The organism is Duganella dendranthematis, assembly GCF_012849375.1.
In the GTDB taxonomy this organism is placed as follows: Bacteria; Pseudomonadota; Gammaproteobacteria; order Burkholderiales; family Burkholderiaceae_D; genus Rugamonas; species Rugamonas dendranthematis.
The window spans coordinates 4,214,581-4,235,266 of sequence record NZ_CP051684.1; the positions used below are offsets into that span (position 1 = coordinate 4,214,581).

Consider the following 20,686-nt stretch of genomic DNA (forward strand, 5'->3'; position numbering starts at 1 on the left):
CGCGCGGCGCAGGCCGCGCGCTTTCATTTTGGAGAGTCCATGAACCGTATGAAGATCCTGGCGCTGAGCGTCGCAATGATCGGCGCACTCCACGCGCCAGCCCACGCCCAACGCGCCACGACCGCTGCCAAGACCGATGCGGCGCCGGAAATCCCCACCGGCTACGCCGACAAGGTCGGCAAGTCCTCGCAAAAATTCATGGTGGCCGCGGCCAACCCGCTGGCCACGCAAGCCGGCTATCAGGTGCTGAAGCAGGGCGGCGCCGCGATTGACGCCGCCATCGCCGTGCAACTGGTATTGACACTGGTGGAGCCGCAATCGTCCGGCATCGGCGGCGGTTCGTTCATGGTCTACGCCGACGGCAAGCATGTGCAATCCTACGACGGCCGCGAAACCGCGCCCGCCGCTGCGGACGAACATCTGTTCCAGGACAAGGACGGCAAGCCGCTGTCGCGTGAAGCGGGCATCGTCGGCGGCCGTTCGGTCGGTGCCCCGGGCGTGTTGCGCATGCTGGAGCTGGCGCACAAACAGCACGGCAAACTGCCGTGGAAAACCCTGTTCCAGCCGGCCATCGCGCTGGCGGAGAACGGCTTTGCGGTCAGCCCGCGTTTGAATGCGCTGATCTCGCACGACAGATTCCTGGCGCGCGATCCGGTAGCGCGCGCTTACTTCTTCGACGCCGACGGCAAGCCGCGCGCGGTCGGCTTTATCCTGACGAATCCCGAGCTAGCACGCACGCTGCGTGAAATCGCCGACGGCGGCGCGGACGCTTTCTACAAAGGCCGCATCGCCAACGACATCGCCGCCAAGGTGGCCGCGCATCCGACCAATCCGGGCAAGCTGACGGCCGCCGATATCGCCGGCTACCAGGCCAAGGAACGCGCGCCGATCTGCAGCGACTACAAGCAGTGGACCGTGTGCGGCGCGCCGCCGCCATCGTCGGGCGGCATCGCTATCGCACAGATGCTGGGCATCCTGTCGTACAAGGACATCAGCCCTTACAAGCCGGTCAATGGCCAGTTGACGGCGGAGGGCATCCACTTGTTCACGGAAGCGGGCCGGCTGGCGTTTGCCGATCGTAACCGCTACGTGGCCGATACCGATTTCATTCCCTTGCCAGGCAAAGGCGTGAGCGCCATGCTGGATAAGGGCTACCTGAAACAACGCGCGTCGCTGATCGGCCAGCAGTCCATGGGCACCGCGCCATATGGCACGCCTGCCTCCATGCAGGTCGCATGGGGCACCGACAACGCGATCCAGACGCCATCCACTTCGCACTTTGTGGCGGTGGACAAGTTTGGCGGCGCACTGTCGATGACGACGTCGGTGGAAGATGCTTTCGGTTCGCGCCAGATGGTCGATGGCTTCATCCTGAATAACCAGCTGACCGACTTCTCCTTCGATTCGCAGGATGCCGATGGCCCGATCGCCAATCGCGTACAGGCAGGCAAACGGCCGCGCAGCGCGATGTCGCCGACGCTGGTGTTCGAGAAGGGCACGCAGAAGCTGGTGCTGGCCACCGGTTCGCCGGGCGGCTCGGCCATCATCAACTACGTGGCCAAAGTGTTGGTCGGTACGCTGGACTGGGGACTGGATGTGCAGCAGGCTATCAGCCTGCCGAACATCGGCAGCCGCAATGGCCCTACCGAGCTGGAAGCAGGGCGCGTCAGCCGCGCGGTGGTGGCTGAGCTGAAGGCGCGTGGCCACGATATCCGCGAGTATGACCAGAACTCCGGTCTGCAGGGCATTCAGCGCCGCACCGTCAACGGCAAGCAGGAATGGTTCGGCGGCGCCGATCCGCGTCGCGAAGGTGTGGTGTTGGGCGACTGATCTGGCGCAAACAATCATTATTTTAAAAATAAGATTAAGTTTTAATTAAGTAGACTTGGAACCGTCTGTAACCCTGCATTGACGGTGCCAAGATGAAGTTCCTCGCACTGCTGTTTCTGGCGGAAGCGCTGCTGTTGCAATGGCTCGGCGGCGTGTATGCCAGCGGCTTTGGCGGCCATCCTGACGAGGCGGCGCATTTCGTCTCGTCGGTGATGGTGCATGATTTTCTGCTCCATCCCGGCGCCGGCCACCCGATGGCTTTTGCGCAGCAGTTTTACCTCCACTATCCCAAGGTCGCTATCGGTAACTGGCCGCCGCTGCTGCATGGGCTGCTGGCGGTTTGGTATCTGCTGTTTGGCGTGTCGCGCGCGTCCGCACTGGTATTGATGGCGGTGTTTGCAGCGGCTACGGCGGGTCTGATGGCGGCTGCCGCGCGGCGCTTGCTGTCGCCGGCGGCTGGCGTGTTTGCCGGTGCGGTATATCTGGCGCTGCCGTTGGTGCAGGAGTGCAGTGCGGTCGTCATGACCGAGCATCTGGTGACGCTGCTGATTCTGGCCAGCACGCTGGCGTTTGCGCGGTTTGCGCGCAGCCGCACGACGGTTGCTGCGCTGCTGTTCGGCGGCCTGACCTCGGCGGCGATACTCACGCGCGGCAGTGCATGGGCGTTGGCCATCGTGCCGCCGATTGTGATTGGGCTGACAGGGGAGTGGCGCCTGCTGACCAACTGGCGGCTTTGGCTGGCGGCGCTGATGGTCGGCGCGCTGTGCGTGCCTTGGTACGTAGCCACGCGCGGCATGTCGCCCAATGCCATGGTCGGCATCGACGCCACCGCACCCGCCGCGTTCTTCCAACAGGCCATGGCCTACTTTCCCTTAGCAGCCTTGCGCGCGATCGGCCTTGCACTGACGCTACTGGCCGCGCTGGGCGTGTGGCACACCATGCTGCGCCGCCAGCCATCGCCACGCCCGGTGGAGTGGCCGGCGCTGGCTGCCATGGCGATTGGCGTGCTGCTGATCCAGTGCGTGGTCCCCGCCGGCATCGAGCAGCGCTACATGCTGCAACTGCTGCCAGCGCTGGTGCTGTTTGCCGCCGCCGGCCTGCACTGGCTGACGATGTTCGGCGCGCCGGCTATCGCCTGGAGCGCCGCCACCATCATCGTCCTGCTGTCGATGTTCCACCTACCCGACACCATGCGCAACAGCGGCTACGATCAAATCGCCGCCGACCTGGCCAGCCAGCGCACACCAACGCTGCTACTCATCTCCGACGCCCGCGGCGAGGGCAGTATGGTCGCGGCCATCGCGCTGCGCGACAGCCGTCCGCACTCGCTGGCCCTGCGCGGCAGCAAACTGCTGGTCAGCGAAGACTGGCTGGGCCGCTCCAGCCACCCGCGCTTCGCCACCGACGACGCCATGCGCGCCATGCTGGACGCCATCCCCGTCAACGCCGTCATGATCGACCACGCCATCGAAGCCAATCAGATCCGCCACTACCACCAGCAAATCGAACAACTGCTTAAGGCCGATCCCGAACACTGGCAACGCCACGCGAGCTACGACATCACCCGCTACGGCCAACCGCACTCACACGCCGTCGACATCTACCTGCGCAAGCCACGCGACAGCAACGCCGCGCAAACCATCAACCAGGCCTACCTCGGCCAACTTATGCAACGCCAATGAAAGGGGACACGCCATGCAAGCCGACACCCTGTCGCCCAGCCTGACGCGGCAACCTGGCCGCTTCCGCGACTACCTCGCCATCGCCCGCTTTGACCACAGCACAAAACACATCTTCATCCTGCCCGGCGTCATGCTGGCCTACCTGCTGCGCGGCGTGCACACCACCCAGCTCGGGCTGGACCTGCTCCTCGGACTGATGACCGCCATCGCCATCGCCTCCGCCAACTACTGCATCAACGAATGGCTGGACAGCGCCTTCGACCGCCACCATCCGACCAAATCGCAGCGTCCCTCGGTGCAGCGCGAACTCAAAGGCAAATGGGTCTTCCTTGAATGGCTGCTGTTCCTCGGCGCCGGCCTGCTGTGCGCCTCGCGTTCCAGCGCCACTTTGACGCTGGTGGCGGTATTGTTCGCACTACAGGGCGTGGTGTACAACGTCCAGCCGCTGCGCACCAAGGACAAGGCCTACCTCGACGTGCTGTCCGAATCCGTCAACAACCCACTGCGCCTGCTGATCGGCTGGATCATCATCGATCCGACCTCGCTGCCGCCATCGTCGGTGATCCTGGCCTACTGGTTCGGCGGCGCTTTCCTGATGGCCGCCAAACGCTATTCCGAATACCGCGAAATCACCGCCACCCACGGCCGCGCGCTGCTGGTGCGCTACCGCGCCAGTTTCGCCGGCTACAGCGAAACCTCGCTCAACGTCTCGTGCTTCACCTACGGCCTGTTGTCGAACTTCTTCCTGGCCGTGTTCCTCATCAAATACCGCATCGAGTACCTGCTGCTGATGCCCTTCATCACCGCGCTGTTCGCGCAATACCTGGCGCTGGCCATGCAGGCCGGATCGTCGGCGCAGGCGCCGGAGAAGCTGTTCCGCGAACGTAGCCTGATCCTGATCGTCGCCGCAGTCGCCATCAGCTTCGGCGTCGCCACCTTTATCGACATCCCGGCTTTCGAATGGCTAGCCGGCCAACGCTTCATCGGCCTGCCGTAACATGGACTGGAACGCGGTCACCCTGGCGGTATTCGACGTTGACGGCACGCTGTACAACCAGCGGCGCCTGCGCCTGAAGATGGCGTGCGAGCTGCTGCTGCACGCGCTGCGCAGCCGCAGCCTGCGCGCACCACGCCTGCTGGCCGCCTACCGCCGACTGCGGGAACAGCTGGCCGATGACGAAGTCCATGACTTTGAACAGGTGCTGCTGACGCAAACGGCCGACCGTTGCGGACTGCCGCCGGCTACCGTGGCGGCGCTGGCCACTGAATGGCTGGAACAACGCCCCCTGCGCCATATCGCCGCCTGCCGCTACGACGGCCTGCCGGAGCTGTTCCAGCGCCTGCGCGCACGCGGCAAGCGCATCGCCATCCTATCCGACTACCCGGCGCAAGCCAAATTGCAAGCCACCGGACTGAGGGCCGACATCATCATCTGCGCCGGCGACGTCGGCGTCCTCAAACCCCACCCACGCGGCTTGCAGCTGGCGATGGCGCTGGCCGGCGCCGCCCCCGCGTCCACGGTGATGATTGGCGACCGTCCGCAACGCGACGGCGCCGCCGCCCGTCGCAGCGGCGCCCATGCGCTGATCAAGTCGCGCCGCCCGTTGCCGGGCTGGCAAACCTTTGCCACCTACCGTGACCCGCTGTTTACCGTGCAGCTATGAAAACCGCGTAGACCCTGATAACCTTGCAAGATGGGACTACAAAAGAAAACAGGCTTGATCCTTTCCGGCGGCGGCGCGCGGGCCGCCTACCAGGTCGGCGTGCTGCAAGCGATTTCAGAAATTTTATGGGAAGAGGGCTGGCCTCCGGCCCGTAATCCTTTTGATATCATCTGCGGCACCTCGGCAGGCGCCATCAACGCCACTGCCTTGGCTTGTCGGGCCGATAACTTCGGCGAAGGCGTGCAAAAGCTGCTCGACGTTTGGCAGCATATCGAAGTCGAACAGGTGTACCGCGCCGATTCGCTGGGCGTGATCCGTTCCGGCGCTCGCTGGTTGTCGCTGCTGTCGTTCGGCTGGCTGCTGCGCAAATGGCGCGCCGCGCCGCCGGCCTCCCTGCTGGACAACACGCCGCTGGTCGGCCTGCTGCACCGCATGCTCGACCTGCCGCGTCTCGACAGCGTGCTGTCCGAAGGCCTGCTGCACGCGCTGGCCGTCACCGCCTCGTCCTACACCGCCGGCAATCACCTGACCTTTTACCAGACCGCCGCCGACATCGCGCCGTGGGTGCGCATGCAGCGCGTGGCCTTGCAGGACCAGATCGGCGTCGAGCACTTGCTGGCGTCGTCGGCGATCCCGTTCATCTTCCCGGCCACGCCGCTGTACATGGGCGGCCACCGCGAATACTGCGGCGACGGTTCGATGCGCCAGCTGGCGCCGATCTCGCCGGCCATCCACCTCGGCGCCAGCAAGGTGCTGGTGGTGGGCGCCGGCCGCCTGACCGAACCGGCGCGCAGCGCCGCCGAAAAGAACGCCGCCCGCTATCCGAGCCTGGCGCAGATCGCCGGCCACGCCATGTCGTCGATCTTCCTCGACGGCCTGGCGGTCGATATCGAGCGGCTGGAACGCATCAACAAAACCCTGGCGATGCTGCCGCCCGAGCTGCTGGAAAAGACCCCACTTAAACCAGTCAAGCTGCTGGTGATCGCGCCGTCCGAACGACTGGACGATATCGCCACGCGCCACATCGGCAGCCTGCCGGCGCCGATTCGCACTATGTTGTCCAGCATCGGCGCCACCGAAGCGCGTGGCGCGGCGCTGGCGTCCTACCTGCTGTTTGAGTCCACCTACACCTGTGAGTTGATACGCCTCGGCCAGCGCGACACCTTTGCGCGCAAGAGCGACGTGCTGGCCTTCTTCGAATCCTGATTGCATGTCGAGTTTTAAACGCCTTTGCTGCTGCCTGCTGCTGCCGGCCTTGATGCTGTGGGAAGCCACGGCATGGGCCGGCGCGCCGCCGCGCACCTTGCGTTTCGAGCAGCTCAGCGTGGAGCATGGCCTGGCGCAGGAAACCGTGCTGGCCATCGCCCAGGACCGGCAAGGCTTCATGTGGCTCGGCACGCAGGCAGGCCTGACGCGCTTCGACGGCTATCGCACCATCACCTACAAGAGCGCCATCGCCGATCCGCGCAGCCTGGTCGACAACTGGGTGCGCGTGCTGCACCTCGATCCGACCGGCCAGCTGTGGATCGGCACCGACGGCGGGCTGGATCGCTACGATTCCGCTACCCGCACATTTACGCACTTCCTGCCGCGCGAATCGCCGCAGCGCGGTAACGGCAACCGTCACGTGCGGGCGATTGCCGACGATGGCGCCGGCGGCCTGTGGGTGGCCAGCGCCGACGGCCTGCATCACTTCGACCCGATTACCAAGCGCTTCACCAGTTGGCACCACGATCCGGCCGATGCCGGCAGCCTGTCCAACGACCATGTGGCGGCGCTGGCGCGCGACAACGCCGGCCGCCTGTGGGTGGGTACCGCTTCGGGCCTGGACATGCTGGCGCCCAGCGCCACGCGCTTCCAGCATTACGACGTAGACGCCAGTAGCGACAGCAAATTCAACTCGGTGACGGCGCTCCAGGTAGACAACGCGCAGACGCTGTGGGTTGGCACGCAGGGCGGGCTGGAACAATGGCGATTGCTGGCCGCCGAACCGCAACGCCGCCGACTCGGCGCGCGCGAGGGACTGCATGTGGGCGTCAGCGTCACCTCGCTGTACCAGGATGCCGAGGCCAATTTGTGGATAGGCTCACTGGCCGATGGTCTGTTCCGCTGGCTGCCGGCAGAGGAGCGCATGGTGCCGTACCGTCACCAGGTCGGTGATCCGCACAGCGTGGCGGACAACCAGATTTCGGCGCTGTTCCGCGACCGCGTAGGCACCTTGTGGGTCGGTACGTGGAACGATGGCGTCAGCCGGGTCGACATGGGCAGCGGCGGTTTCGCGCGCATCGTGCGCCAGGCGGAGCAGCCCAACTCCCTGTCGGACAACAAGGTGCGCGCCATTCTGTCCGACGGACACGGCAAGCTATGGCTGGGCAGCAGCGGCGGCCTGAATCTGTATGACCCGGTGAGCGGTGAGAGCAAGGTATGGCGCCACGATCCCAAGCGCGCCAACAGCATCAGCGATGACCAAGTCACCGCGCTGTGGCGAGAGAAGAACGGCAACCTGTGGCTGGGCGGTCCGGCTGGCATCAACCACCTCAATCTGACCACCGGCTCGATCCGCGCCGTCTCCTTCGTACGCGGCGATCCCTCCAGCGACACCATCCGCAACATCGTCCAGGACCGCAGCGGCATGTTGTGGATTGCCTCGCGCGGCGGCTTGCACCGGCTCGACCCGCAAACGCTGGAAGTGCGCACCTACCGCCACGATCCGGCCGACAGCAGCAGCCTGTCGGACAACGTGGTGCGGCCGATCCTGGAGGACCGCAAGGGCCAGCTGTGGGTCGGCACCTTCAACGGCCTCGATCTGCTCGACCGCAAAACCGGCGCCTTCCGCCACTTCCGCCGCGATGCCACCGACCCGTATAGCCTCAGTCACGACGAGGTGCACTTCCTGTACGAAGACCCGCGTGGCACCATCTGGGTCGGCACGGCGGCAGGACTGAACCGGATGGAGGTGACGGCCGACGGCGGCATACGATTCCGCCGCTACCTGCGCCAGGACGGCATCGCCGACGACGCCATCGCGTCGATCCTGCCCGATGAAGCGGGCAACCTGTGGATGAGCACCAACAGCGGCCTGTCGCGCCTCAACGTCGAAACGGGCCTGGTGCGCAACTACAGCGGCGCCGATGGCACCATCGAAGGCGCCTACTTCGACGGCGCCGCCTTGCGCACGCCGGACGGCACGCTATACTTCGGCGGCTTCAATGGCATCACCGCATTCTCGCCGACCGACGTGCGCGAGAACAGCGTGGCGCCGACGGTGGCGATTACCGACTTCCAGATTTTTAACAAGTCGATCAAGCCAGGGCAGGGCGACCATCCGGACGTACTGAAGACCGCGATTGAACACACCAGCGCCGTCACGCTGCCGGAATCCGATTCGGTGTTCTCGCTGGAGTTCGCGGCACTGCACTACGCGGCGCCGCAGCGCAACCGCTTCGCCTATCAGCTGCAAGGCTTTGACGAGGACTGGGTGGTCACCGACTCCACCAAGCGCTTCGCCACCTACACCAATCTGGACCCCGGCAAGTACCTGTTCCGCGTCAAGGCCGCCAACAAGGACGGCATCTGGAACGACAACGCGGCCACGCTGGAGATCACCATCCGTCCGCCGTTCTGGAAGACCTGGTGGTTCCGCACGCTGCTGGTGTGGGTGGGGTTGGGCGGGGCGTATGCCGTCTACCATGCGCGCGTGCGCAGCCTGCGCCATCAGCAACTGCGGCTGGAGCACCTGGTGGGATCGCGTACGGCGGAAGTGGAGCACAAGAACCAGCAGCTGCAACAGCAGAAGCACGAACTGGAACGCCGCAGGGTGGAAGCGGAAGCGCAGCGCGCCGAGGCCGAGCAGCGCCGCATCGATACCGAGCTTCAGAAGGAAGAAGTGGAGCAGGCTCACCGCAATATTTCGGTGCTGAGCGAACTGGGACGCGAGATGAGCGCCTCGCTCGACATGGAAACCACCATGCAGACGCTGTACCGCCACGTCAATCACCTGATGCATGCACCGATCTTCGGCATCGGCTTCGTGCGCGAGGCAGACGGCGTAATCGACTTCCCGTTCGCGATCGAAGGCGGCGTGCGCACCTATCCGTACCAGCGCCGGCTGGACCAGCCCAACCAGCTGGCGGTGTGGTGCCTGAGTCACCGCAAGCCGATCCTGATCAACGACTTCCAGAGCGAGTACCGCGACTACATGGACGAATCGGGCCTGGCGACGTTGACCCCATGCGTGCGCGAAGACGGCGAACCAGCCGCACCCGCGCATTCGATGATGTACGCGCCGCTGATCGTTGGCGACAAGGTGGTGGGGCTGCTCAGCGTGCAAAGCACGGAGCGCAACAGCTATCACCGCGTCCACATGGACATGCTGCAAACGCTGGCGTCGCACGCCGCCGCCGGCCTGGAGAACGCGCGCGCCTACCAGCAGCTGGAAGAGACGCTGCAAACGCTGCGCCACACGCGCGACCAGCTGATGGCGCAGGAGCGCCAGGTGCGGCTGCATACCGAAGAGCTGGCGCTGGCCAACCGGGCCTTGCAGGACAACGAGGAACGCCTGCGCTACGCCAAACAGAAGGCGGAAGACGCCACCCGCCAGAAGTCCGAATTCCTGGCCAATATGAGCCACGAGATGCGCACGCCGCTGGCCGGCGTGATCGGCATGCTGGGCTTCGCACTGCGCGACGTCAGCCTGGCCGCCGGCACGCGCGAGCAGATCCTGCGTGGCCAGGCCAATGCGCAGTCGCTGCTGTCCATCATCAACGACCTGCTGGACTTCTCCAAAATCGAAGCGGGCAAGCTGACCATCGAGAACATCGATTTTTCGCTGTCGTCGGCGGTGGAAAATGTGGTCAGCCTGTTTGAAGAGCAGGCGGCCGCGCACAGCGTCGGCTTCCGCCTGGAGTTCGGCGATAGCCTGCCGCAGTTTGTGGTCGGCGATCCGACGCGCTTGCGGCAGGTGCTGGTCAACCTGGTCGGCAACGCCTTCAAATTTACACAGCAAGGCATGGTGGCGATGCACGTCGAGCGTGTGCCCGATGATGGCACGGATAACCGCATCCGCTTCAGTGTCTCCGACACCGGCATTGGCATCGAGGCCGATGCGATCCCGCGCCTGTTCCAGCAGTTCGAGCAGGCCGACGCCTCCACCACGCGCCGCTACGGCGGTACCGGCCTTGGGCTGGCGATCTGCCGCCAACTGGTGGAACTGATGGGCGGCAGCATCAACGCCGTCAGCACGCCGGGGCAGGGAAGCACCTTTATGTTCGAGCTGCCGCTGCCGAACGGCGTGGCGCCGCCGGTGGTGCCGCATGTGCCGCGCGAGCCGCATAGCCATCAACTGAAAGTGCTGTGCGCGGAAGACTTCCCGACCAACCAGATCATCATCCGCATGATGCTGGAAGACCTGGGCCACAAGGTGGACATCGCCGCCAACGGCGCGCTGGCGGTCAAGGCCTGTTCGCTGACGCGCTACGATTTGATCCTGATGGACGGCCGCATGCCGGAGATGGATGGCGCCAGCGCTACACGCCTGATCCGCTCCGGCGGCCCGGATACCGCGCCGGTGCGCGACCAGGAACTGATGATCATCGCGCTGACCGCCAACGCCAGTGAGGAAGACCGCAGCCGCTACCTGGCCTCCGGCATGGACGACTTCCTCACCAAACCGATCGACGAGGACAAACTGCACTTCCAGTTAAGCCGCGCGATTGAACGCCAGTTACAGCGCGGCTTCCAGCTGCCGCGCATGCAGCCGCGCCGTCCTTTGCATCCGGCCGCCGGCACGCCGGAGCTGGATGCGATGTTTGGCGTGGCCCCGGCCTCGCTGGAGACCTCGCGCGTGGCGCAGCACAGCGGTGGCGCTAGCGATCTAAAAGCCCGGCTGCGCAGCGTCTTCAATCAGGACGCGCCGCTGCGGCTGGCGGACCTGGAGCAAGCGCTGACGCAGCGCGACAGTGAGACTGCCAGCCGTCTGCTGCATGGCATGAAGGGCAGCGCCGGCTACCTGGAAGAGCAGGAACTGCAAGCGCTGTGCGGCGATCTGGAACTGGAGGCGGACCATGGCAACTGGGAGCAGGTGGAGTCGGCCATGCCGCATCTGCGCCGCCTGCTGGAGCAGGCGCGGGCGGCTGGCACGCTATAGAGCGTATCTTCAAGCTTATTGACGATTATTGATGTAATATCATCACAAACCACCCGAGGAGCCACATGAAAGTTCTGGTAGTTGACGATGATGTCGTCTCACGCATGGTGCTGATGCACCTGATCGATAGCTGCGGCAGTTTCGATATCGTTGAAGCGGAGGACGGTGCCGATGCATGGCAGCAGTTGGAGGACGGCCTGCGTCCAGCCATCTGCTTCTGCGACCTGCGCATGCCGCGCCTGTCGGGTATTGAGTTGCTACAGCGGGTGAAGGGACATGCTGAGTTGAACAGCATGCCGTTCGTGCTGGTCACATCGGCCAACGACAAGGAAACCGTGCTGGAAGCCACGCGCGCTGGCGCCGCCGGTTACATCGTCAAGCCATTCCAGGCGGAGCAGGTACGGGTGCACCTGGTGGGGTTTCTCGACCAGGCGGCCAGCGGCTACGAACACCTGGCCGAAACGCCGGCCGATACCTTGCGCCGGCTGGGCATCAATGGCGAACGCCTGATTGTGTATCTCACCGGTTTCCAGAACCAGTTGACGGCTGCTGCTACCGATCTCGAAGTGGCGCTGGCCAAGGGCGATCAGCAGGACGCCAAGGTTCGCCTCGACCGCCTGCATGCCGGCTGCGTTACGCTTGGCCTGCACGGCGCGGCCGCAGCGCTGAAGAGTTTTACGGCGGAGCGCCTGTCCAACGAAGAGGTGCAGGCGGTGTTGTCGGACGTGGTGCGCGCCGTAATCCACCAGGCCGGCCTGGTGCGCCAGGAAGCCAGCTGATAATTTAACACTTGATGTTGAGATAGTTTAAGTTTAAAGTATCTGCGTTGCAGTGGATACCTGTCGACTTCCAACTTCAAGGCGATCATGAATCAACCTCCCGCAGCCAGCGCCTACACCGACCATTTCGCCCGCGACCATTTGCCGCCGCGCGAGCTGTGGCCGGAATTACGTTTCGACCTCCCGGAGTTACAGTATCCGCCACGCCTCAATTGCGTGGCGATGTTGGTAGATGAAGGCGCGCGCGCGCATCCGGAACGCATCGCCATTCGCGGCGCGCAGGAAGCGTGGAGTTACGCCCAGTTGCAGCACCAGGTTGACCGCATCGCCCATGTGCTGCGAGGCCCGATGCAGCTGGAGGCGGGCAACCGCGTGCTGCTACGGGGCGCGAATTGTCCGTTGATGGCTGCCTGCCTGTTGGCGGTGCTGAAAGCGGGCCTGATTGCCGTGCCGACCATGCCGCTGCTGCGCGCGCGCGAACTGGGCGCCATCGCCAACAAGGCGCAGGTCAACGCCGTGCTGTGCGCCGAGAGCTTGCGCGCAGAGCTTGAGGCGGCCGACCTGCCGGTTGAAGCGCGCGCGAAGACGCTGTGGTTCGGCGGCGCAGGCACAGCGGCGCTGGAAGCATTGACGGCAACGCAACCGGCGCAATTTGATGCGGTCGACACGGCGGCCGACGATGTCTGCCTGATCAGCTTCACCTCCGGCACCACCGGCATCCCCAAGGGTACGATGCACTTCCATCGCGACGTGATGGTCATCTGCGACTGCTTCCCGCGCTCGGTGCTGCACTCGCAGCGTAGCGATATCTTCATCGGCACCCCGCCGTTGGCCTTTACCTTCGGGCTTGGCGGCCTGCTGCTGTTCCCGTTGCGGGTTGGCGCCACGGCGGTGCTGCTGGAGAAGCTGACGCCGGAAACTCTGCTGAAAGCAATAGAGACGTATCGCGCAACCGTGTGTTTTACTGCTCCCACTTTTTATCGGCAGATGGCGGCGCTGGCGCCGCAGTTCGATCTCGCCAGTTTGCAGAAAAGCGTGTCGGCCGGCGAGGCACTGCCGCTGGCCACGCGCGAAAGCTGGCGGCAGGCCACGGGCTTGAATATGATCGACGGCATCGGCGCGACGGAACTGCTGCACATTTTCATCTCCGCCTCGGGCGACCAGATACGGCCCGGCGCCACCGGCAAACCGGTGCCGGGCTATCAGGCCTGCATTCTGGACTTGCAGGGCAATCCGGTGGGAGCGGGCGTGATCGGCCGGCTGGCGGTGAAAGGCCCGACCGGCTGCCGCTACCTGGCCGACGAACGGCAGCGCGACTATGTGCTGAATGGCTGGAACCTGACCGGCGACGCTTACGAGATGGACGCCGACGGCTACTTCTACTACCGCTCCCGGACCGATGACATGATCATTTCGGCCGGCTACAACATCGCCGGGCCGGAAGTGGAGGAGATATTGTTGCGCCATCCCGCCGTGGCGGAGTGCTGCGTGATCGGCAAGGCGGACCAGGAGCGCGGGCAGATCGTCGAAGCGCACGTGGTGCTGCGTGCCGGCCATGTGGAATCGCCGGCGTTGGCGGCGCAGTTGCAGGAATTCGTCAAGGAGCAGATCGCACCGTACAAGTATCCGCGCTCGGTCCAGTTCCTCAATTCCTTGCCGCGCACTGAAACCGGCAAGCTGCAACGCTTCAAACTGCGTGGAATCTCATGAACATATTGTGTATAGGTGGCGGCCCGGCAGGCCTGTACTTCGCGCTGCTGATGAAGAAGCAGAATCCATCTCACCAGATCACGGTGGTGGAGCGCAATCGTCCCTACGATACGTTCGGCTGGGGCGTGGTGTTTTCAGACCAGACGCTGGGCAATCTGGCCGAAGCGGACGCGCCGACTGCGCAAGCCATTGAAGCGTCGTTCAATCATTGGGATGATATCGATGTCTTCTTCAAGGGCGAGAAGGTGACATCGGGCGGGCATGGCTTCTGCGGTATCGGCCGCAAACATTTGCTCAATATCCTGCAGCATCGCTGCGAGGAATTGGGTGTGTCGCTGGTGTTTGAAACCGAGGTGACCGACGAGCAGCAATACAACGCGGATCTGATCATCGCTTCCGATGGTTTGAATAGCCGGATTCGCACGCGGCATATGGAGAGCTTCCAGCCGCAGATCGAGCAGCGTCATTGCCGCTTTGTGTGGATGGGCACGCGCAAGAAGTTCGACGCCTTCACCTTTGCGTTTAAACAGACGGAGCATGGCTGGTTCCAGGCGCATATCTACCAGTACGATGCGGACACGTCGACCTTCATCATTGAAACGCCGGAGACGGTGTGGCGCGCATCCGGCCTCGCGGAATTAAGCCAGGAAGAGTCCATCGCGTTCTGCGAACGCCTATTTGCCGACCAGCTGGATGGCCACAAGTTGATGACGAATGCGGCGCATTTGCGCGGCTCGGCGATGTGGATCAAATTCCCGCGCATCGTCTGCGGGCGCTGGGTGCACTGGAATGGCGCGGTGCCGGTGGTGTTGATGGGCGACGCTGCGCACACGGCACATTATTCGATCGGCTCCGGCACCAAGCTGGCGCTGGAAGACGCGATCGAACTGGCGCGCTGTTTTGCCTTGCAGGCGGATATGGCGTCTGCGCTGGCGGCGTATGAGAAATTGCGCGCGGTGGAGGTGCTCAAGCTGCAAAACGCCGCCCGCAATTCGATGGAGTGGTTCGAGAACGTGGATCGCTACACAGCGATGGAAGCGCCGCAGTTTGCGTACTCGATGCTGACGCGCAGCCAGCGCCTGTCGCACGAAAACCTGCGTCTGCGCGACGCCGCCTACGTGGACGACTACGAACGCTGGTTCGCGCAACGCGCCGCCGCGCAGGCCGGGCAGACGCCGCCCGGGGCTGCGCCCAGCGCTGCCGTCGCTCGGCCGTCAGCCGTTGCCGGCGCCATCCCATCGGCTGCACCGCCGATGTTCACGCCCTACAAAGTCCGCGGCCTCACACTAAAAAATCGCATCTTGGTCTCACCGATGGCGCAATACAGTGCGATAGACGGCGAGGTCGGCGACTACCATCTCGCCCACCTCGGCGCTCGGGCGCTGGGCGGCGCGGCGCTGGTGTTTGCCGAAATGACCTGCGTCTCCGCCGACGCCCGCATCACGCCATACTGCCCCGGCCTGTACACGCCCGAACACACGCAAGCCTGGAAGCGCATCGTCGATTTCGTCCACCAGCAAACCGATGTCGCGATTGCCGTGCAACTGGGCCACGCCGGCGCCAAAGGCTCCACGCGCGCCATGTGGGACGGCATCGACCAGCCCCTCGACAAGGATAACTGGCCGCTGGTATCGGCCTCGCCGCAGCAATACCTGCAAGGCATATCGCAAACCGCCCACGAGATGACGACGGAAGACATGGACCGCATCCTGGCCGACTTCGTGCGCGCCACGCTGGCCGCCGACGAAGCAGGCTTCGACTGGCTGGAACTGCACTGCGCGCACGGCTACCTGCTGTCCTCCTTCATCTCGCCACTGACCAACCAGCGCGACGACTACTACGGCGGCAGTCTGGAAAACCGCTGCCGCTATCCGCTGCGCGTATTCACGGCGATGCGCGCCGTATGGCCGCAGCATAAGCCGATGAGCGTGCGCATCTCCGCCCACGACTGGGTAGAAGGCGGCATTACGCCCGACGACGCAGTGCAGATCGCGCGCCTGTTCAAGGCAGCTGGCGCGGACATGATCGACTGCTCCTCCGGCCAGGTGAGCAAACAAGAAAAACCGGTATATGGCCGCATGTTCCAAACCCCGTTCGCGGACCGCATCCGCAATGAGGCCGGCATCGGCGCCATCGCCGTCGGATCAATATACGAAGCCGATCATGCCAACAGCATCATCGCAGCCGGCCGCGCCGACTTGTGCGCGGTGGGCCGTCCACACCTCGCCAATCCGGCATGGACGCTGACGGAAGCGGCGCGCATCGGCTACAAAACAATCGCATGGCCTAAGCAATACCTGGCGGGCAAACAACAATTGGAAAGAAATCATGGAAGATGAAGAACAGCTGGACCTCGCCAGCCGATTGACGAGTGACCATCACCAGTCGCTCAAACTTTGGCTGCGCATGTTGTCGTGCACAGTCAAGATCGAGAATGAAATCCGCAGCCGCCTGCGCGCGACCTTCGGCATCACGCTGCCGCGTTTCGACCTGATGGCGCAGCTGGAGCGCTACCCGCAAGGCTTGCGCATGGGCGAACTGTCGAAGCGTATGATGGTCACGGGCGGTAACGTCACCGGCATCACCGACCAGCTGGAGCAGGAAAAGCTGGTGGTGCGCGTGCCCGATCCCAAGGACGGCCGCGCCTACAGCGTCAAGCTCACGCCGGCCGGCCGCAAGGCTTTCGCCACCATGGCAGCGGTGCATGAAGGCTGGATCGCCGAACTGCTGCAAGACGTCTCCGGCGCCGACAAGACAACGCTGATCGACCTGCTGTCGGACATGAAGCAGAAGCTGAGGACCGAGCCATGAAATACCTCCCAGGCGAGCCGCAACAGCTGCCCGGCAACAGCACCGCGCTGGCCGGCTACCAGGCCAGCCACTTCCAGTTTGAAGTCAGCGGCGGCGTAGCGACATTGACGCTGAATCGTCCCGAGCGTAAAAATCCGCTGACGTTTGAATCCTACGCAGAGCTGCGCGACCTGTTTCGCGCGCTGGCCTATGCCGATGATGTCAAGGCCGTGGTACTCACCGGCGCCGGCGACAATTTCTGCTCCGGCGGCGATGTGCACGACATCATCGGCCCGCTGACCAAGCTCGATATGCCCGGCATGCTGGCCTTCACCCGCATGACCGGCGACCTGGTGAAAGCCATGCGCCACTGCCCGCAGCCGATCATCGCCGCAGTGGACGGGATCTGCGCCGGCGCTGGCGCCATCCTCGCGCTGGCGTCGGACATCCGTCTCGGCACGGCGCGCAGCAAGACCGCCTTTTTGTTCACGCGCGTTGGCCTGGCCGGCGCCGACATGGGGGCGTGCTCGCTGCTGCCGCGCGTGATAGGGCAAGGCCGCGCGGCCGAGCTGCTGTACACCGGCCGTTCGATGTCCGGCACGGAGGCCGAGCGCTGGGGCTTCTTCAACAGCGTGCAGGAACCGGAGGCCTTGCTGGACGCGGCGCGCGCTTTCGCGCAAGGCTTGGCCGACGGCCCCACCTTCGCGCATGGCATGACCAAGAAAATGCTGCATCAGGAATGGGATATGGGCGTGGACGAAGCCATCGAGGCGGAAGCGCAGGCGCAGGCCATCTGCATGGCCACCAACGATTTCCATCGCGCGTACCACGCATTCGTGGCCAAGCAAAAACCGCAATTCGAGGGCGACTGATGAGCGACAAGAACTACCTGGCGTGGCCTTTCCTGGAACCGCGCCACGCGGCGCTTGAGCAGGCGCTGGATGCCTGGGCCGCGCAGCACATCGCCGGCGCACATGCGGAGGATGTCGATGCAGCCTGCCGTGACCTGGTGCGCCAGTTGGGCGAGGGCGGCTGGCTGCGTCACGCCATCGGTGGCACGGCACACGGCGGCGTTAGCGACAGCATCGACACGCGCGCCATTTGCCTGATCCGCGAAACGCTGGCGCGCCATAACGGCCTGGCGGATTTTGCGTTTGCCATGCAGGGACTGGGTTCCGGCGCCATCAGCCTGTTTGGCAGCGAAGCCAATCGCGCCGACTACCTGCCGCGCGTGGCGCGTGGCGAGGCGATTGCGGCGTTTGCGCTGTCCGAACCGCAGGCCGGTTCTGACGTCGCCGCCATGCAGTGCGCAGCGACGCTGGACGGTGACCACTACGTGCTCAATGGCGAAAAGACCTGGATCTCGAACGGTGGCATTGCCGATTTCTATGTGGTGTTTGCGCGCACCGGCGAGCAGCCGGGCGCGCGCGGCATCAGTGCCTTCATTGTCGATGCCGATACGCCGGGCCTGACGATTGCGGAGCGCATCAACGTCATCGCCCCGCACCCGCTGGCGCGCTTGCAGTTCACCGATTGCCGCGTCCCCGCCGGCAAGCGGCTGGGCGAGGCAGGGCAGGGCTTCAAGGTGGCGATGGCCACGCTGGATGTATTCCGCACTTCGGTGGCCGCTGCGGCGTTGGGCTTTGCGCGCCGCGCGCTGGACGAGGCGCTGCAACGCGCCACGCAGCGGCAGATGTTCGGCCAGATGCTGGCGGACTTCCAGCTGACGCAGGCCAAGTTGGCCGAGATGGCGACCGGCATCGACACTTCGGCCTTGCTGACCTACCGCGCCGCCTGGCAGCGCGACCAGGGCCAGAAGGTGACCAAGGAAGCCGCCATGGCCAAGCTGCACGCCACCGAAACCGCCCAGCAGGTGATCGACGCCGCGCTGCAAATGTTCGGCGGTCTCGGTGTGGTCAGCGGCCAGACGGTGGAAACCCTGTACCGCGAAATCCGCGCACTACGCATCTACGAAGGCGCGACCGAAGTGCAGCAACTGATCATCGCGCGCGAATTGCTGAAGGAGGCATGATGGAGATACTGCAACCGCCAGGCTGGGCGCGTCCGCGCGGCTATTCGAACGGCGTGGCCGCCAGCGGCCGCCTGGTGTGCGTCAGCGGCATGATCGGCTGGGACGCGGAGGGCGTGTTCCACACCGACGATTTCGCCGGCCAGGTGCGGCAGGCGTTGCTCAACATCGTCGCCGTGCTGAAGGAGGCCGGCGCCGGTCCCGAGCATATCGTGCGCATGACGTGGTACGTGGTCGATAAAAATGAATATGTGGCGGCCTACAAGGAAGTCGGCGCCGTCTATCGCGAGATCATCGGCGCTCACTATCCCGCCATGACGGCGGTGCAGGTGGCAGCGCTGATTGAGGACCGGGCGCGGGTGGAGATTGAAGTCACCGCCGTCGCGCCCGGTGACGGCCGGGCCGTCTAGTCCGTACTCAACACCCCCCGGGCGCTGGAGGCCGTATTGACGCCGCTCTCGGCAATCAACACCAGGCTGATTGCGCCGGCCGAGGTTGATGGCCAGGCGAACGTGGCAGCGGTATCGTTTTGCAGGTAGCCGCTGTCGAAAGCCACTGCGTTACCGGTTTTCACCTGCAGCCGGATGCGGGCGCCGCCGGTGGCAACCGATTTGAAGCGCATCGTCTCGCCGACGATTGGCTTGGCCCAGCTGATCGTGCTGATATTGGTGTAGGTGGTCTGGCTGATGCGGTTGGCCGTGGTAGGGAACACAATGGCTTGCTGCCAGGTCTGGAAGCTGCCCGGTCCGGCCGTGTAGCCGCCGGTAATGCCCCAGGTGCCCCGCATGGACAAGATGCTGGCGGGCGCAGGCGCTGCTACGGTCTTGCCATTGCCGTCAACCCAGCTCTGTGCTGCCGTCACCTGGCGCAGGGCGGCGCGGATCAGTTCCAGTCCGGCCACCACATTGCCGTCCCAGCCGGTAGGCATCAGGTTGAAGTTGGCGCCGTTTTCCACATTGATCGCGAACGCCGTATCGTAGTTGGTGTCTACCACATAGGCGCCGTAAATCTTCAATGTGTTGGCGACCTTGCGCAAGGCTGGCGTGCTCAGTTTCGAGGTGTCGAACGATGCCGGCAACATCATCCTCGCGCCCAGCGGGATCATGCCGGTGTGCGTCGCCGCGTTGCTGTCGGCGGCGGTGGCCGGGTAGACATAGCTAGGGCTGCTGATGCCGTTGGACATGCTCTGGCTCGGCAATGACATGGCCAGCGCGTGCTTGTAATAAGCCGCGCCATCGTCGATCTCGTGCTTGCGAATCAGACCGGCGGCAGGCGCCACGCCCGACGCCCGCGCGCCCTGACTCCAATGATCCGCATCGCCAAAGCCGCGGCCATCGACACGGGTCCAGGAATACATGGCGGCGGTCCAGCGGCCATTGGTGACGCGCAACTGGTAGAACGAGTGCAGGATGCCGGTGGTGACATCGATAATATCGGCGTGACCGTCACCTCCGGTGGCTGGGACTACGCCGGCCGGCCAGTGGGGCAGGGTGATATTGCGATAGACGCCACTATCGGGATCGGCTACGCCAGTCTGGCCCGTCTTGCCATAAATCGTCACCGCCGGATCGCTGGCTTTGGCCATGAAAACACCGACGGACAGGGCGCCGCCGCTGACTACAGGTACCCAGGTCGGGTTATAAACCGGTTTCTTGATCTGGTAGGTGCCGAGCGTGGGATTAGTTGGTCGGGAATTCCATGGTGAATCTGCCGTAAACAGTTGATAGTAGTTGCCGAAACCGGTGGTGGCGGCATAATTGGTCTGCGCCTGTGCGACGCCGTTGCTGGTAAACGCAAGCGCAGCCAGCGTAAGGTAGAGCCCGGATATTATGCGGCCAGGCGTAAGTGCAACAGTCTTCATATCAGTTCCTCATAGTCAATAGGAGCTGTAGTCGACTTTTAACTGTGATAGACCCGTGAAACGTAAATTTTTATGGAAGAGATTCTAGCTGAAATAATTCAGATTTGTAAGATTTTTTAAAGAAAGATTTTACACATCGCTGCTGCGCCGCAACGCAACCCAGTACGAGGCTTTGCTATAATGTTCACGTCGCTAT

The 20,686-nt window shown here is 64.1% G+C and carries 14 protein-coding genes; 13 read left to right on the top strand and 1 reads right to left on the bottom strand.

The genetic code is table 11. The annotated features are described in order from the left end of the window. Nucleotides 1–39 precede the first annotated feature (39 nt). From ggt to HH213_RS19380, 13 genes are all read left to right on the top strand, one after another. On the top strand, nt 40–1,830 hold the full coding sequence (gene ggt / locus HH213_RS19320) for a gamma-glutamyltransferase (RefSeq protein ID WP_169113306.1): 1,791 nt from the start codon (nt 40–42) through the stop codon (nt 1,828–1,830). A 92-nt stretch (nt 1,831–1,922) separates the two neighbouring features. Next, entirely contained in the window at nt 1,923–3,512 is a 1,590-nt protein-coding gene (locus HH213_RS19325) for an ArnT family glycosyltransferase (protein WP_169113307.1), read from the top strand. Nucleotides 3,513–3,525: 13 nt separating this feature from the next. Continuing rightward, a complete protein-coding gene (locus tag HH213_RS19330) occupies nt 3,526–4,509 on the top strand; it encodes a UbiA family prenyltransferase (RefSeq protein WP_169113308.1) in 984 nt (327 codons plus the stop codon). A 1-nt stretch (nt 4,510) separates the two neighbouring features. Further along, complete coding sequence (locus HH213_RS19335) at nt 4,511–5,176, top strand: HAD family hydrolase (protein ID WP_169113309.1); 666 nt, start codon at nt 4,511–4,513, stop codon at nt 5,174–5,176. Nucleotides 5,177–5,206: 30 nt separating this feature from the next. Then, entirely contained in the window at nt 5,207–6,382 is a 1,176-nt protein-coding gene (locus HH213_RS19340) for a patatin-like phospholipase family protein (RefSeq protein WP_169113310.1), read from the top strand. A 4-nt stretch (nt 6,383–6,386) separates the two neighbouring features. After that, nucleotides 6,387–11,321, top strand: coding sequence for a two-component regulator propeller domain-containing protein (locus tag HH213_RS19345; RefSeq protein WP_169113311.1), 4,935 nt, complete (start codon nt 6,387–6,389; stop codon nt 11,319–11,321). A 65-nt stretch (nt 11,322–11,386) separates the two neighbouring features. After that, complete coding sequence (locus HH213_RS19350) at nt 11,387–12,100, top strand: response regulator (RefSeq protein ID WP_169113312.1); 714 nt, start codon at nt 11,387–11,389, stop codon at nt 12,098–12,100. An 87-nt stretch (nt 12,101–12,187) separates the two neighbouring features. Continuing rightward, complete coding sequence (locus tag HH213_RS19355) at nt 12,188–13,810, top strand: AMP-binding protein (protein ID WP_169113313.1); 1,623 nt, start codon at nt 12,188–12,190, stop codon at nt 13,808–13,810. Beyond that, nucleotides 13,807–16,149: a bifunctional salicylyl-CoA 5-hydroxylase/oxidoreductase gene (locus tag HH213_RS19360; protein ID WP_169113314.1), complete on the top strand. Its 2,343-nt coding sequence runs from the start codon at nt 13,807–13,809 to the stop codon at nt 16,147–16,149. Before HH213_RS19355 ends, HH213_RS19360 begins: the two co-directional genes overlap by 4 nt. Beyond that, nucleotides 16,139–16,621, top strand: coding sequence for a MarR family winged helix-turn-helix transcriptional regulator (locus HH213_RS19365; protein WP_110846797.1), 483 nt, complete (start codon nt 16,139–16,141; stop codon nt 16,619–16,621). Before HH213_RS19360 ends, HH213_RS19365 begins: the two co-directional genes overlap by 11 nt. Beyond that, nucleotides 16,618–17,472: an enoyl-CoA hydratase family protein gene (locus HH213_RS19370; RefSeq protein WP_169113315.1), complete on the top strand. Its 855-nt coding sequence runs from the start codon at nt 16,618–16,620 to the stop codon at nt 17,470–17,472. The genes HH213_RS19365 and HH213_RS19370 overlap by 4 nt, the downstream gene beginning before the upstream one ends. Continuing rightward, nucleotides 17,472–18,632, top strand: coding sequence for an acyl-CoA dehydrogenase family protein (locus tag HH213_RS19375; protein WP_169113316.1), 1,161 nt, complete (start codon nt 17,472–17,474; stop codon nt 18,630–18,632). Before HH213_RS19370 ends, HH213_RS19375 begins: the two co-directional genes overlap by 1 nt. Then, a complete protein-coding gene (locus tag HH213_RS19380) occupies nt 18,632–19,039 on the top strand; it encodes a RidA family protein (RefSeq protein WP_169115264.1) in 408 nt (135 codons plus the stop codon). The genes HH213_RS19375 and HH213_RS19380 overlap by 1 nt, the downstream gene beginning before the upstream one ends. On the opposite strand, the gene HH213_RS19385 is transcribed toward HH213_RS19380, so the two are convergent. Then, nucleotides 19,036–20,490, bottom strand: coding sequence for an Atrophin-1 multi-domain protein (locus tag HH213_RS19385; protein ID WP_169113317.1), 1,455 nt, complete (start codon nt 20,488–20,490; stop codon nt 19,036–19,038). The genes HH213_RS19380 and HH213_RS19385 overlap by 4 nt on opposite strands. Nucleotides 20,491–20,686: the final 196 nt, after the last annotated feature.